At 40.5% G+C, this 17030-nt stretch carries 8 protein-coding genes and 1 pseudogene; 3 read left to right on the forward strand and 6 right to left on the reverse strand.

The window, feature by feature from the left end; translation table 11 throughout:
• Window positions 1-77: 77 nt before the first annotated feature.
• The 4 genes and pseudogenes from AC6IB1_RS02520 to AC6IB1_RS02535 form a co-directional block, all read right to left on the reverse strand.
• Window positions 78-9023, reverse strand: a complete 8946-nt coding sequence (locus AC6IB1_RS02520; protein ID WP_497566216.1) for a DUF3491 domain-containing protein — start codon at window positions 9021-9023, stop codon at window positions 78-80.
• A gap of 558 nt (window positions 9024-9581) precedes the next feature.
• Window positions 9582-9970: pseudogene (locus AC6IB1_RS02525) on the reverse strand (transposase); the annotation flags it as partial.
• A gap of 679 nt (window positions 9971-10649) precedes the next feature.
• Window positions 10650-11111 (reverse strand): methyltransferase family protein, encoded by a 462-nt coding sequence (locus tag AC6IB1_RS02530; protein WP_497566217.1) that lies wholly within the window; start codon window positions 11109-11111, stop codon window positions 10650-10652.
• Between the two features lie 154 nt (window positions 11112-11265).
• Window positions 11266-11976, reverse strand: coding sequence for a cation efflux transmembrane domain-containing protein (locus tag AC6IB1_RS02535; RefSeq protein WP_497566218.1), 711 nt, complete (start codon window positions 11974-11976; stop codon window positions 11266-11268).
• A 260-nt stretch (window positions 11977-12236) separates the two neighbouring features.
• Between AC6IB1_RS02535 and AC6IB1_RS02540 the strand changes: the two genes are divergently transcribed.
• The 3 genes from AC6IB1_RS02540 to AC6IB1_RS02550 all read left to right on the forward strand — a co-directional run bounded on the left by AC6IB1_RS02540 (window position 12237) and on the right by AC6IB1_RS02550 (window position 14621).
• Window positions 12237-13121, forward strand: a complete 885-nt coding sequence (locus tag AC6IB1_RS02540) for a LysR substrate-binding domain-containing protein (RefSeq protein ID WP_497566219.1) — start codon at window positions 12237-12239, stop codon at window positions 13119-13121.
• A gap of 58 nt (window positions 13122-13179) precedes the next feature.
• A complete protein-coding gene (locus tag AC6IB1_RS02545) occupies window positions 13180-14100 on the forward strand; it encodes a M14 family metallopeptidase (protein WP_497566220.1) in 921 nt (306 codons plus the stop codon).
• Between the two features lie 125 nt (window positions 14101-14225).
• Entirely contained in the window at window positions 14226-14621 is a 396-nt protein-coding gene (locus tag AC6IB1_RS02550; protein WP_503692891.1) for a phosphate-starvation-inducible protein PsiE, read from the forward strand.
• 12 nt (window positions 14622-14633) lie between these two features.
• Here AC6IB1_RS02550 and AC6IB1_RS02555 read toward each other — a convergent pair whose 3' ends face one another.
• Together AC6IB1_RS02555 and AC6IB1_RS02560 are read right to left on the reverse strand one after the other, a co-directional pair.
• Window positions 14634-16073, reverse strand: a complete 1440-nt coding sequence (locus AC6IB1_RS02555; RefSeq protein WP_497566221.1) for a glutathione synthase — start codon at window positions 16071-16073, stop codon at window positions 14634-14636.
• Window positions 16074-16528: 455 nt separating this feature from the next.
• Window positions 16529-16966 carry a hypothetical protein gene (locus tag AC6IB1_RS02560; protein ID WP_497566222.1) on the reverse strand — a complete coding sequence of 146 codons (438 nt, stop codon included), beginning with the start codon at window positions 16964-16966 and terminating at the stop codon, window positions 16529-16531.
• Between the last annotated feature and the right edge of the window lie 64 nt (window positions 16967-17030).

The following is a 17030-nucleotide window of genomic DNA, read 5'->3' on the forward strand; positions in this document are numbered from 1 at the left end:
TTAAAGATTAAAAAGGAAGCGGAAATATCCGCTTCCTTTTGGATCATGAGACATATAAAACAACGTATTTAATTGTATTACTCTCTATTTCTCCATTTAGTATTATAAATTAACACGTCATTTTCCACATCAGAAGATAACGAAAATGCTTCTTCCAACGTCATTATTTTACCCATATCAAGAATGATCTTAGCTTTTGAGTCTTTCAAGTGTCCATGCTCGATAGAGTTTGGTTTTATTGTTAACTCAAAAACGTCCTTACCTGAATTAACTTTTAATACACACTTATCGTTTTTACAGTGTGCCGTAACCCTAACTTCCTCTTCTGTAGAGGTGAAGCTAGAAAGATCAATCTTCTCTGGTGAATCATTATCATTGTTAAGAAAAATATGATGATTTGGCTGAGAAACACCCCAAAAATAGTATCTACTGCCTTTTGCACCATAAACTGAGGCCGGATATTTCTCGGTTATATAAACTGTCGTATTTTCTTTTCTTACTTTATATGTAAACTCTCCCTTTTCGTAAATTGCTTTAAAATTAGCATAATCAAATTCACATATATCCCACTTTAATACCTTCAGCATTTTTAGGTTCAATAAGTCATCTGGTGAGAGTAAGCCAAGATCGGGGTGAAATTCAGCAAATTTTTCCACATTAACTCTTTTTAAAAATGGCTTACCTAACTCATCTAGTTCAATCTCCAAGCCATCCGCAGTTAAAATAACCACTTTTCCCTTGTACTCAGAAAAAATATCATCTTTCGGAGCATAGATCTTAATCACTTTCGCTTCATCGTACAAATTACTGTTTAGATATAAATATGTACGTTGGTTATAACAGTTAACATCTTTAATATCATCAATACCACAACCCAGTTGTAAATATTGAATGTTTTCACTTTCTGGTAAATGAATGTCTGCTAAAAAATATTGTCCTTTTACATCAGGAATCGTTACCACATTGCTTCCTTTGCCAAGGTATACATTGCTACGATATCTACCAAGAATAAAATGATTATCCTCTTCATTACCAATAAAGGTATTTTTACCATTATTAGAACCAACAACAGTGTTAATATTTTCATGAACCAGATCCATCATTGATTCCGGAGCAGAATTCCTGTTATAGGTGACAACTGTCTGGCGATATTTTTTATTCAAATCAACATAAACATCCAGAAAAGGAGGTAATTCACTGAATGAAAGGGTATTCTTCACCCCTTTTCTTCCTTGAATATTATAATTACCCACACCATTAGGATAAACAGTGACTCCTTTATCCCCACCTCTAATGGTAAACCAATAATGCGTGAGTGCATTTAAATCTTTTTTGTTCTCAGGATTAAACATTTCAGATTGTACTGCTGGTTGTACTACCTTAACAGCATGATCACCTGTGATAACTTCAGTATGCTTATGCAAATGTTCAACCGTTGGGTATCCATCCCTCGCCACTTCCTTGAAGTCATCCCATGCCATGCGTATCACCTCAGTATTAGCTACAACCTGAGAAGTGTAACCAACAATAACGGTGCTATATTCACCTTCTGGTATCACAGGCATTTGGGAAGGCCAGTTCCGGTTAGCAAAGCCTTTTACTAAATTAGTTACTGTTGACAGATCTCGACAAAGTGTTCCTCCTGAACTTCCAAAAAGATTAGGTACATTAATTTCGTCTCTATTAACACATGAAACGGCATATTGACTTTTTTGTCGGACTTCTTCATCAGAAAGTTTCGGATTATTACCTATCCCTTTACCAGAATTATATGATGGTTTACCGGTCAATTTTGGTGTATTTGAAGATAAATCCAGCGTTAAATCCCCCACAATTTGACATGGAGACAAATCTATTACGCCATTTTCTTTATCAATTTTTACAATGCTATGTGCAGCCTGATTTAAATACTTTTCCACATTCACCCAGGCCGCTCTTCTCGCGTTATCTTGGTGTAAATGCAATTGAAAGTTCCTCACCTCTTGCTGTAAGAACATCAATGGGAATGTAGCTATACCAAGAGGCGGAAAAGCAAAACTGCCAAGTGTTAATGCCGCAAACGTTGTTGAAAAGGCAATATCAATTTCCGCCAGTAATTTTTCTACGCTGCCCTCACTGGCATCCATATATGCTTGAACGGATTCCCCCAAAGACCATAAATTTAATGCAGTATCTAAAAGCGGAAGCCGGGCAACAGTAGCAAACTTAGACAACATTCTTCCTGCTGTTCCACCTACTTTTGTTGCCAATTGGCTGAGCTTTTGTGCTGCTATAGCTTCAAGAGTAATATCGCTAATGCTAGACCCAAAAGTCTTTTTACCCATAAACATGAGTGTAGCACCAACAGCTTTTTCTGTTACTGTCTTAACGTCTGACCCAAAATTAGCATGGTCCACAGCAGAAACATAATCACTATTCTGTGTCAAACGAGCATATTGCATAATGCCTAAAATAGACATAATGCCATCAAGGTTCATATGATCGACCCCTTCTGACAGGGCATCTAATCCCTCACGTAAGGTCATTTTAAAATCTGAAACATCAATATCGATATTTACAGATTTTTTATCATTAAGATCTTCAACTTGTAATTTTATTGCATCACTCTTATCCTCTAATACTATATTTTTCACTTTAAAATTACTAATATTCTTCGTTTTTATGGCCTCTTGAATTTTTTTATAAAGATTAGAAATCAATTGGCTAACACGTTCACTTTGGGCTTGTAATCTTTGTGCAATATGTTTTTCTTTAGCATCATTAGAGAAGATATCGTCAAGACTAATTTGACGTTTTTCATCTGTAGGTTTTAATGATTCTACTAATGTTTTTATCTCTTCATGATCTTTAGCAGTCAGATAATTCTCATCAGTATATTTTTTTAACAACTCAACATTGATTCTTAATTTATCTACGTCAGCACCATCAAATGTCTTTTGACTGACATTCTCATCAATTCTTACACCACCAAGAAAAATACCATATTTATACAAATCAACCAGATCAAATTTTTTACCCTTAATATCAATAGTAATACTCGCTTGCTTGATTTTCTCAAGTGTAGACTGGTGATGTTCAGTAGTAAGATCAAGCGCATCAGAGCTGACAATATCTTTCCAATGTTTATCTTTTACAAAGCTAATCTCAACAAGATCACCGTTTGTCTTCCCGGTATACAGCTCACGGACTTCAGGCGAAATTTGAATAGATGCCTCAACAAAGTTCAACGCCTTTTCCAAGCTTGAAAAATCTGCATAACCGAAATTAGGATCGGTTACACGGTATTTCCCTTCAAAAGCCGAAACAACCATGCTGTGAAACTCAGTCGTTATTAATAGATTTTTTACCTTGATGTCTGTTAAATAGTCCGCAACACTTTTCGTTTGAAAATCAGACAATCTGATTCTCTCAAGATCTGGGGATTGTAATAACTTATTATTACCATGTTGCTGTGCATGTTCGACTTGGTTAAGTGTCGAAGACAATAGAAGTTTATCGCCTTCAGAGAGTTGAGATTGATCGATTTGACTTTCCTGGTACAACGCACTGGCTAAATCCAGATTTTCTTGCAAGGTGTTGTAACGCTGCTCACTATCAGCAAGAAGGTACAACTCTGCCAATCCCATACAGCGACCTTCCTCCGGTGTCAGCAGCATCTGAGGATGGTATTTAGTATTGCTCCCCTCGAATTTTACCACTGCCTCCTGCCACAATTTGGCATTTCTACCATAAAAATCACTCCATTTGAGTGCCCGATATTTAGCCTGAATAGAAATATCATGTAACTTAAGGCCAGAAACAGGTTTTATAATATAACTGTCACTACCTGCATAGCCTAACCCTTTTAATGTTCCTTGCTCAACAAACGTTGACTCCGGCATGGAATAGACTGACGGTGATTGTGATTTTATTTCTTTTAAAATGTTATTCGTGATACTCGGTAATTTCTCCGCAGTTATCTGAGTCGCACATTCTACAAAACTGTCTTTATTTGTTAAGCCTTCACTAAGATCTGTTAATGATATTTCTTTTACATCCTTAATCAAATCCAGATATTTCTGTAAATTTTCATCATCTTGTAACATGAATTGTAAGGATACAGCGCTAAATTTAGTTTTTAATGCTTCTAAAGTTACTGCCTTACCCTGCCTGATATCACTGCTCACGTCATAAAGCGCAGAAAAGTATTTACTCATGCTATCTAACACAATATTATGTTTTTGGGGTAACCCCTCTTTCATCCCCGATATCATAACATCAGATGTTAGAACTCCATCACTGCTCGAAAATCGAATTCCAAGTGCAGAAACATCCTGGTTCATTACAGATAAAAAATATTTCCCCAGATTATTTTTATCCAATGCTTCTAAAACTGTATCAAAAGAGACTTTTAATGCCTGTTCATAACCACTTGGACCAAAATGAGGCTTTCCTTCACCAAAGAAATGGTGATAAAGCCTTTTTAGGATGATTTTTGCATCAGCATCATTACCTCCTGTAATGTCTAATACTGTCTTAACCAATTCATCTGAGGGTGCTGCCATCGCTGCATCTTGTATCATCACACCAGATTCTTGATTAAGAATGCTATACTTTACAATAGTATCGAGATCATCAAATCCATATCCATCCTGAATCATCTTTTTTATTAAATGATTATCTTGTAGATCTTCTGATATATTTTTAATTACTATTCTATCTGCAATATTTTTTTTCTTTGCATCTTTCAATAAATCATCAATAATATAATTATGACTATAAACATATTTTTCCCAAAGTGTAATCAAATCACCATAATAAGCTATATTTCTCAGGTTAGATATGTCTTTTATTTTTAATAAATCAACGTCTATACCATCAATCATAACACTTTTTTTGATGGGTGCAGATTTCGCCTTATCCTCAATATCAACGAGTTTTCTTCCGATCTTATTGCTTTGAATAAGATCATCTATAATAGCCAATAATGATTGATGTTCATTAGGTAATATTGTACCTAGTTGTACTTTTTTCATAAGCACTAAGTAACTTTCTAAGTTGGCACCTATTTTAGGGTCATCAATATTCCTAAGTAAGTCGATTATAGCTTTTCGTCTTTCTTCCAGTATTGTCAGCTCTTTTAGCACTAATGATCTGTTATAGATATCGTCTTTCCAAACTATAACCTTTGTATCGTTGTCACTGGCCAAAAGTGAATAAATAGATTTTTTATTTTTATCTGGACTTATGTTTATATCTGTCAATAAATAATGTGCTTTGTTTTCAATAGGCACAGTAACTTTATTTAATTTTGATGTTAATTGTTCTGACAACGATATACCGACCCACTTAACAAGATTATTGTCAGATGACAGTAAATAGCGATATATTTTTTGATCGATATCAGAAAGTTTGTCTAAATCAATATGATCACCACTCACTATTTTATTATAGTCATCCTGTAATGTTGGCCATTCCTTTTTAAGTGTGTTTCTTAGTTCAGACGGCCATCCGATCATTAACCGGGTAATATCTAGTTTAGTCGGTGTGATTCCAAATAGTCCTCCTGTTTGTTTTGTATAATCAATCTTACTGAGAGTATCCTTTATATCCGGTCTTTTACCCGTCCATGTACTTTCGTCATCTGGTGTAACATCATTAATACCCACTGATTCCTGGTTAACCCAATCATAATGCTCACCATCGGCTTCAACAATTCGGTCTAAATTACCAACGAATGAATCTTTTCCTAGTCCTTTAAAATCATTATCACTCTGATCCAAACGACACTGGCCGAGCTCTCCCAGTGAACGGTAATAGCTTTTCATGGACTTCATGATCATATCTGGCCCAGTGATGTGAAGTGTGCTGTACATTTTGGGAACGATGCCATCCATCCTGTATTTAGAAAACACCGTTCCTTCTGCGTATTTCTTAGGATCAAATGGTATTTTTTTATCTCTAATTTTTATTGTTTTTATTTTTTTTACTGGTTCAAAAACATTGTTCTTTAATATATCTTGTAACGGTTTATCATTAAAGTCTGTTTTATATTTTGATAATTTCTCACCATCTAAAACAACAATACGATCAAAGACAAATGCTTCACCATTTTTATTTAAATGGTACTTATTTGCCTTATTTAAGCCATTTTTACCAAACAGCCCATCAATATATTGACTAAACTTGTCTATATTTGAGAATTCGACGCTTCCTCCATTGGCGTCATAAAATCCATATACCCTATTTTCTCCCTCACCGACAGCCCATGCGGCCATAGCATGCCCGGGCGCTTCCAATTTTAACAATATGGGGTCTTTTTTCTCGCCCATTGATTTCAGCAATGTTACGACCTCACTAATCGGTTGTTTTTCTATTTTTTGTTTCCATATTTGCTCAATAGTAGAGTGCATTGGATTCTTCGCATGAAGTCTTACCAATGTATTTAGAAGTTGTTTAGCTCTTGTCACTTCCGCTTCTGTATAGCGGGCAGGCTCGCTTAATACTGCTGCTGTAGAATATAAATTTTCAATTAATTTCCCAGATTGACCTTGTTGACCTTGACTCTCAAGAAATTTTGACGTCAGCATAAGAATTGATAGAGGATCACATCGTCCACCGTATCCATCACCCACCAAATTCAGTAAGAACAACTGCGGCATTAATTTTTCTTGAGCCAGTTTATCAAAATCTCCACTGGCAGCAACTTTATCAAAAAGTTTATGGTACTCTTCGACTTTAGGCTGAAATGTTACGGATAAGGCGCGCCTTTCTATTTCATACGCTAATGTCCCCAATTGTTTTTCAGTTAGTTTATTCTTCAAATTTTTCAACAATTTAACCAGGTCTTTAATGTTCATCTCTTCCCGGTATCCAAAGATAAGTTTAGATGCATCTCCATCACTGTACCCATTAAGAAAATCTTTGGATGCCCTAATATCCTTGTGTTTTATTTGTTTTGGATCTAGAGAGAATATTTTTCCATATTCTTTAAGATCTTTTTCTAAATCTTTTAGCACCTCTTTTTTTCTTGCCTTTTTATCATTACTTTCCAGGTCAGAAACAAATAGTTTAGCTTCCACCTTTTCACGGCCACGGGGTGGATCATATTGTTCACTATTATTCGGATTATAATAGTGCTGCTGCTCATTCGTACCTTCCGTTCTTAATTGATCTCTTATTTCATATATTTCTCGGTATGCATTTTCCTGCCCTCCAATTACAAATTCTGTGACTTTACTTCCCTTATGAGTTGCAAGAAAATTATTGTTACCCCGAATATTCCAACCTACTCCTTTACCCCACCATTGATAGCGTTTAGACATCACCATAGAATCACGTATTACTTTGGTGTCTATTGGGGAGAATATTTTATTCTTTTCAATTTTATTTATTTTAGTAATAATAGCTTCTAATCTTTTTTTATATTCTTCAGGCAGTTTATTTTTTAACTCTGAACTTGGTTCATCACTAACATATGATAGTATCTCGTCATTAAGTGCACGGCGAAGCTCTTTTTTTTCCAGAAAATCAAAATTATAACTTTCATCCTGGATTATTTTATAGACTTCTTTTGAATATCCGGGTGTAACATCATAGTCTGTGTAAATTCCGCCATAATCTTTTAATATATACATGCGTAGCTGATCGGTAGCCGCCGCATAGTTTCCTCTTAGAATTAACTCTTGCTGATACTGCTGTTTTCGATGCACCTTCTTCATGTCTGGCAATTTTGTCGCATCATTTATTTTTACTTTATCTTCACCAAAAATCTCTTTAAATTTCTTATCTAGATCGTTTATTTTTTCTTTATTACCCTCTAAGATTTCTTTGAAATCTTCTATTTTTTGTTCATCGTAGTGTAATACTTCTTTCAGAAAATCAATACGGTTTTCATCATTAAATGTCAGTAACCCTTTCGTATACGCATAGTTCATTACCGCATCCTGAACTTGTAATACGGATCTCAATAAATATTTATCAAAAAGGCTTGTTAACTTTATATTCAGCTCATTGCTTAAAGGCCGTTCTGACATTAACTGATTGATTTCTTCTTTCGTTAACACGTTTATAACTTCATATTTTGCATTGTCAAAGGCTGCTTCTCTCAATTTTTTATTGAATGCATACGCTGACATAGCATTGGGATCTGTCCATAAATTGAAAACAAAATCAGGATATGTCGCTTTATAGGCTTTTGCATATTTGATTAGGCTTTCTGGTGGCGCTCCTGCAATCCAAATCACATGAATATTTTTATCAATGTCAACTTTATGTGATTTATACTCTGTTTGTATCTCACCAACTATGTCAATAATATTAATTTTTTCAGTGAGGAAATTCTCATCTTGGGCATCAAGATCATTGTAAATTTTTGCTAAGAGATTGGCTTGATTTTTTAAGTTTTCAATACCTGCTCTACTGTTTTTATCTTTAAGTGCTTGATAGTCGTCTATACTATCTTTTAATAATTTAAGTAATTTATGATTAATCTTTGCTTTTTTTTCAGCATCTTTATTAATTTTCTCTAAAATATTCTCACTCGTGAGATCATATTTTTTTTCTATTTTTTCATTATTTACACTTTCACCGCCATTACTATTTTCAAGGCTTCTTTTTTTTCTTATTTTTATTGTGTTAATTTGATTTTCTGGTGTGGTTGATGCTGTCACAGTTGGTTCATGATAGGCCTGAGGCAACAAAACTGAATCTGGCATAGTAGATGCCTGTGGAATAACGGATGTAGTTTCTTCTTGGTATGTATTATCACTACCTATGAGAGACACAGTAGAAGAACGCCCAGACATCAATAATCCAATTCGATGCATGATCGTTGATTTCCAATTTCCACTTGTAGATGTGACAGGTGTCCTTGTTGGGTTAATGGTTCTTCTTATTTCTTCTTGGATTAATCCTCCAATAGCCACTACATCTTCTGTTGAAACATTTTTGACCTTTGTTATTCTATTGATATAAGGTTCATGTGTTGTGTTTTCTGAGTTTATAAATTCTGTAGCTTTATTTGATATGCTGTTTGTTTTCATTTTATTCTAGCCATTTACAAATTAATTAATCACTTTAAATAATTTTATGATATTTTTACTTGATGACGTTTTACATTTACCCCTCTATTTAAAAATTTATACGACAGAAGGCAGAACATGAAATTTTCATTATTCCCTATAAGAAGAATAACTCACGAGATTTTTATTGAAAAAACAATCATATGAATACACACACCTGCTTCAAACACGCACGTCCTTTTGGGGCGCCATATGCGCATCAACATCTTTTCTCAGTTTTTTTCAGATAAAAACAGCATCCACACTCAATAACTCACAAAAAATGACAACAAAGAGCATAGCGTCACCAACTTAGCTCGACAGGCGGCTCTCTTGTCATGTCAAGATTGAGCCGCAGCCTACGTAATGTCGATGATGTTTGTTTTACTTATTGCACGTCAGTGATAATTATTTTCTATTGGATGCTTTAAAATTTGTCACTATTCCTAAAAATAGAACTAATAAAAGGGTTTCATATAATCACAATTACATATCTACAATTTGACCAAAAATAAATTAAATTTTAGGTCATATACCCATTCAACTTGAAGATGCAGGATTGAGCACTTGAAAATTATCATTTATACGAGACGCTAAAGAGCCTGCGATTTGTGGAAGGATCACAGTGAAAAATCGGCCAATAGCCGCTTCAAAATCCCGTTTACTTTTGAAGTAGACATTGTTCCTTACCTGCTCGTTCATCACTTTCCAAAGCCGGCATCTTTTACTAAGTCGCTTCGGTGATACCCTGCACCATCCAGAATGAGGTGGAGCTTATGCGTCAGTGGGTAGCTTTCTCTCAGCTTGCACAAAAACCTAACGATGTTTTCGCTGTTGATGCTCTCGTAATTATCGATAACAGTGCGGCCAATCTCAGAGAGATTTAATGCACCCACTATGTTGAGGCGACTGCGGCTTCCCGTGGTTTCAGAAGCAAGCAGTACCGCTTTAATGCGGTCACGCACTCGACCATTACGCGTTTTATCGTGCTGGTTTTCGAGTTCATGTTTTTGCTTGTAGGTCAGAGTCACTTTCATGGGGCGTAGCATGATCCTCATACCGATGAAAATCAAGCATCTTCAATGATCACGGGTATCTATCGATATTCCTTCACTCAGCCAAGAGTTTGACAATGTAGACATGAACTTGCTGCATGTGTCAGTGAATTACCTGTTTGATGAAATCAGGAAAACAACTGGCACACCAGCACCGAAGTTACCCGCCTCCTTGCTGGTGATGCCCGCCCGGGTGCGCTTGTAGAAAAATGCAGCAGGCACGAAAAAGTTTTATCTGGAAATCCCCCTTTTCAATACCGGCAGTGAAGCACTGAGCTATTCTGACACCAGCGATCACAAACACTACTTCAAAATAAAAATAGAGACGGCGACAGCTGACAACGCTATACAGCGAGACACAGGGAATACACACTGAAATAAAAACAAAAACGGGAGATGGTACTCCCGTTTTTATTACGTTCATTTCACCGACGCTGGCAAAAGGTATTCAAGAAAAATATGGGCCTTCATGCATTTCCACATCCTTACAAGGCACAAATGCTATTTACAAACAAGACCCCAAAGCGCTCCCTCTCCAGAGAAAAGAAAACGGTTAAAGCCAGCGCCTGACACGGATCATGTACTCAGGAAATGCATCAGGGAACTGCCCAATCAAATACTCTTCTTCAGGCTCTATCTGGAAGCGGTTCATATAAACCACAAACGCGACACATCCCAAGGCAGTAAATAGGTTCGCCCAGTAAAAAATACCGCCAATAAGCGCTAATAACATACCGAGATACATAGGGTTGCGAGTACGTTGATAAATACCGCCAGACACCAGGGCGGTTGCATCAGTTTTCAACAAAGGGTTCAACGTGGTTTTATGACGACGAAACTCCATCACCCCACTCACCGCAACAACTACGCCCAGAGCCACCAACAGAGACGGCAGAATAGAAGGAAGGGAAAGCAAAAACTCACTGGATGGGGTAACAAGGGAAATCAGCTTCATCAAGGCAAGCGCCAGCACAACAACAATCACAGGGGGAATCTTCAGTCTCAGCTTATCCATGGTGTCTTTTCCTCAGGTAACATAGCGTTTCGCTATTCTACCGTTTTCTTACGACAAACACGCCTCCGACCAGCCTCTAAAACGATTCAAACAGTAAGATAAAAAAGATAAAAAAAGCAGCCGACGCTGCTTTTTAGCATTACCCGTTCTTGAATTAAGCGAAGATACCCTCGCCCTTTTCACGGATTGACGCCTGATGGACAGCAATCAATTTCTTGGTTGACTCACTGATCATTTGCACTGGAACCGTTGCAAAATACACCGATGCTAAAATCACCATCATTGGGTCAGCGTAAACCGCATATTCTTCCAGGCCTGTCATCATCAAACCCGTCGCAACCAAAAAGCCCACCAAAACCGCTGCACTGATCACCGTGTCCATCAGCCATTGGCTTGATTCTGCTTTCAGTATGGCAGAAGGGCGTTTACCTGACTGTTTACGAACGGTCATATAGGTCGCCAGACAGCCAACCACGTTGATAATGCCAAATACCAGTGCAAAGCCTGCATTCACTTCGCGGCCACCATCAAACATCGCCTGCATTGCCGAGGCGAATGACACCAGGCACACGACACCCACAACCAGCCCCTTGGTCAGCACCACCAGCGATTCAATAACCTCTGCTTTACGTTCAGACACAGACTTCACCTTTTTATTGGCTTTCTCAGCAGGCTTATGGATATACATGCTGGCTGCCAGTGCCATCAAAGAGAGTACCAGACCGACCAGAGAGTATGCGCCATCAAACACAATAACCATGGAGCCAGCCCAGATCCCTAAGCCAATTCCCAATACCGCGAAACAAAAACAGGCAAAGGTTGAAAATTTCAGTAAGTTGCGTTCTTTCGTATATTCACAAGACATAAATCCTCACAAGTGACAAATTTTTTGACAGTAGCGAGAATACCCAAACCACCTCTGTTCGATTGACGCAGTTGTAACAGGCTAAAAAAGCCAACTTTACAAGGTGACTTGGGTATTCCTTAACGCTATTTGGACACAATACCCCCACCAGATAAAACCGATGAACCGCTGAGCGACAACTTTTTCGTCACCAGGTCTTTTCTCTGATTTATTTAGACGTAAAATTAATGACGACAGGATTGATGAAACGGTGTACATAAATGCGAAGCAGCCAAATAGAAATGTTTTTAACTGCGGTGGAAGAAGGCTCTATTGCCGGCGCTGCCCGGGAATTGGAGAAAAGCCGCACCACGGTCAGTGCAGCCATCAGTGCACTGGAAGACAGCTTAGGTGTGGAATTGCTCGCCCGCTCAGGAAACAGCGTCAAGCTCACGGACGTAGGGCGGATGATACACGACGATTGTGAACGCCTCCTGCAAGCTGCCTATGACATCGAAGCCAAGTGCCGGCAATTTGAAAGTGGCATAGAATCGGCCCTTCGGATTGGCCGGGATGATGCCTTGCCAGAGTCTTTCTGGCGCACAACCATGCGCGAAATTCAACAGCAATTTCCCGATTCAAGTGTGTCGATTTACGTGGCACCACCCCCCGAGCTTTATGAGATGGTGGATGAAAATATGGTGGACGTCGCTTTTGGCCTGCTACCACAAACCCGTGCGTTTGGGCGCATCAACGCCAAAAAGCTCGGTCAGGTTCGTATGATGTCAGTGGTGAGAAAAGATCACCCCCTCGCTGCCATGAAACGCATCCAGCGTGCCGATTTGGAGCGCTATACAGAAATCACATTAGCCTATGTTGACGATGAAGGTTTGAAAGCGCTAGACCCCGTTTCCCCGCACTACATCGCACTGCCGTTTTATGAGCACCTGCGTGATGCCGTGCTGGACGGTTCCGGCTGGTCGAATGTGCCCTCCATGCTGTTACGAAAATACCTCCGTAGCGGCACCTTACAAGTATTGCGACATGCGAATGCCATGCAGTGGCAACCTTATGGTGAAATCACTGCCATGGATGCGCGCGGCGGCGCCCTGACAGCCTGGCTCTCTGACAGGCTGGAAAATTTCCTCATTGCGGATGCAGAGTAAACTTCAGCCGCTTTTCAGTGTTACCTTATTTGACGAAATGACTACCAGGAAGATATTGATGACCACGCTAAACACATACCCAATTGGTATCCCGGGAACACCCTGGGGTGAAGAAGAAAAAGCACAATGGCTGGCAACCACCAGCATCAAACGCAACTATCAGGATGATGTTCTGACCAAGATTAATGCGCTAAAAGATCGCTTCGATGTGGAACAATACGGTGCCCTTTCCTTTGATCCAGCACGTTATCCGCTGTTTGGTCTCCGAAACCGCAGTTTCGATGCGTCTAAACCGACCATTCTGATCACCGGTGGCGTGCACGGTTACGAAACCAGCGGTGTGCATGGCGCATTAAAATTTCTAGATACCGAAGCGCTGGCTTTTACCGAACACTTCAACTTTCTGGTCGCGCCCTGCGTCAGCCCGTGGGGCTATGAAACCATCAACCGCTGGAACCCTTATGCCGTGGATCCAAACCGCTCCTTTATTGAAAACAGCCCATCAGAAGAAGCCGCAAATGTTATGGCCTGGGTGAAAGGGTTAGGCATTGAGGTGTTTGCCCATATCGATCTACACGAAACCACAGATACCGATGAATCTGAATTCCGCCCCGCGCTTGCCGCCCGTGACGGCAAAGCATACGAGGCAGATACCGTGCCGGACGGCTTTTATCTGGTTGGCGATTCAGAGCAGCCCAACACCGAATTCCAGACCGCCATCATCAATGAAGTGCGTAAAGTGACCCATATTGCACCGGCAGATGAAAACGGCAACATCATCAGTGTCCCGATTGAGCAGGAAGGTGTGATTCACTATCCGGTGAAGAAACTGGGCCTTTGCAGTGGGTTTACCCACTGCCAGTATGGCACTACCACGGAAGTGTACCCTGACAGCCCGACAGTGACAGACGAAGAGTGCAACGACGCGCAAGTTGCCGCAGTACGTGGGGCGTTGAACTACCTGCTTTCAGTGTGCTAATTCCAGCGGTCATCATCCATTCAACGCATCTCTTTTCTCCTGAAAGGGATGCGTTCTCGCCATTGAGACGGCATACCTGTAAAAGTATCGCTACACTGCCATTTGATTCAGGGATGGTGGTGAAAATGCCAAAGAACAGAAAGTTTTCTAAACTCATTCACTTACTGGAAAACGGCGTACTGATTTTGATTGTGGTTGCCACAGTCTACGCGATTGGCGAAGAAATCTATTCGGTGCTCGTCAACCGCTCCGTCTCAGTCGGCGACCTGTTACTGATGTTCATTTACCTTGAAGTGCTTGCCATGGTGCATGTTTTCTTCGAATCGGGGAAAGTTCCTGTCCGCATGCCTCTCTATATTAGCATTGTCGCCCTGGCCCGCTACCTGATCCTTGATATGAAAAACATGGATGATTGGCGGATACTCTCCATCACGATTGCAGGACTTATCCTGGCAGTGACAACGTTTGTCATTCGTATAGGGCATGTGAAATTTCCCTACCCAAGACCGGACGATGAATAGGGAAACACATCGTCACTTACCTGTAAACATCAGCGAATCCAGCGCGCCCATGCCACTGTGGACACCACCTTCTGTCACTTTGGATGATTTACTGCGGATGAGATACCCTGCATAACCCTTGTTATCAATCAAGGGTTCACCATTTAAGTGTATGGTGAACAAACCAATTTCACTGATAAGATCATCCACCACATAGATTTCGCCTTTTCGCACCATATACGCAGGTTGAGGCCTTGGGATGGGGTGTAAGCGGCGCATCAACGCCCATGCGCTGTATTCATGCGGGCCAAGCCTGTTCAGCCTGGTGATGATATCGTCACCAAAAATACAGTGACCACCACCTTCACCCTGATTTTTCAATACCCAGTCATCCACATTACCTTCAGAGACCTTCTGCGCACTGTTTTCATCAACCGCCACCATTTCACCCAAGAAATGCTTCACCGTTTCAGCTTCACTTTTCGTCAGCCCAAATTGCATCAGGGATTCAACCGGTGCAGATGAAAGTAACATCTGGACACGTTTACTGGTCGCCAGTTGTTGGCTCACCGTCGCATTGACCGCCACATGGTGTTTTTCAATCATCACACGGGTCTGGGAGAGCGCTTCACAACACGCTACATCAACGATGTCGTGAGCGACATAATCGCTGAACTGGTAACCTGCACGAAGATAGACAGTGTCTATCGGGCCAATACCATCCAGTAACAAGCGGTGGTCGTCTCCGGTGGAAAGCCCGTCATAGAGTTCACGGAAGGTGCGGCGGACAGTTCGTATTCCCCTCGCCTGAAGCGCGTGCTCCAACAGGTGTTGGTCATACACATTGTCTTCACGTTCCTGAACCACCATCAGAAACGTTGGCCGCCCACCATCACCAAAATGATTTTTAATGGATTGGGTTGCCTGCGCAACGCCTTCCGCCAGCCTTTCCAGTGCACGGTTTTCTACTAACTCACCCGGTTTTTCTCCTGCCCACTGGACAAACGGTGTCGGCCACTGGATAGCAAGGTAATCATGCAGTTCATGAATGCGCTGGCCGAACGGCCCCATGCCTGCGGCAATGCCATTGAATTCAACCAGTTTTGGGCCAAGTTCGGCATCATCCATAAAATCGCTGCGCATCATCAACAGAGGCACACGGCGTGCAGGTTCATCACTGTGATGAATTTGCCGGTGCATTTTCAACAATGTTCGGAAGAAGGTATTGCCCGCCGTAATGGGAGAAATCGCGTGGTGGATAAAATGCGCATCTTCAGAGACAGCGTGCACCAGTTTGCCCAGCAGGTGAACCGATGAGACCAGATATTCGAAGCGCTCGCGTTCGATGGTAGTGGGGGTCAGCGTAAACGCCGGATGTCTGGCTGAATCAGGGGTTTGTTTCAGTGCCATGCCATGGGTCAACGCCCACTCAACGGCTTCGTTCTTCGCTTTTTCAGTATTTCGGAATGCCATGATGTTGTCCCGGCAGAGGAAAGCGCAGCATTATGCAACGCATCATGTGTCATATACAGAATATTTGTGCGACGAAGGTGATATTCAAGCACTTCCAATACCGTGTTGTAACCACACCATTCAGTCAGCACAAGCGTGTAAACACGTTTGATCGGATAGATTCACCACCTTCACGCTGTTTATTTGATAACCATGTCAATAAATGATCGGTTTGCTGTTCAGTATGCGACATGAATTTTATATAACACTTATTTTTCAAAGCATTATAAAAAGAATAAAAAAACAATTTTGGATGTTTTTTGGGTACATTAGGAACTTTTATGAATGAGATTTCATACGCCAAAGTAGCTAAGAAGGAAAAGCTTGTCCGGTTGGGCGTATTCGTTGCTGTCTTACTTGCAAGTGCTGTGCTTTGGTTCTCAAGCCAGAAGTCTGGTGAAATCGCAACAGCAAAGCTACTTTGCCAGCAGACGGCCCAGTTTTTCCTGATCCAGATACGTTGCATATTCAGAGAGCGCCCCCGAAACTGCAGGATTCGTCATCAACCCTTGCATGCCCACTTTGTATACCATTTCAAATGCCTGGTTAATTGCCTTTGGGTTGCTTTTATACGCAGACACCAACGCTGTCGGGCAGTCTTCCATCAATAAACGGTTAACAATTTCTCCTACCGCTTTATTGGCCTTCTCTCGATTCGCGGTACTGACATTGGCATAGCCGCGCATGTCTGAATGCGACGCAATCGAAAAGAAAACCCATTGCGACAGTTGTTTACGCTCCTTTCCATTCAGTGCTTTCATCATACACGTAGCCAAAGCATCTACATCGGCTTTAGCCGGAACACTAACCATCAAAAGCACCGTGATGACAGCCATGGTGAGCTTTTTTATCATTGTCTTCGTCCATCCTTTGTCGTTGCCATTTAAACGATAGTGTATGAAATCCCGCTCATTGCCT

It is taken from the genome of Grimontia sp. THUN1695 (assembly GCF_059704325.2).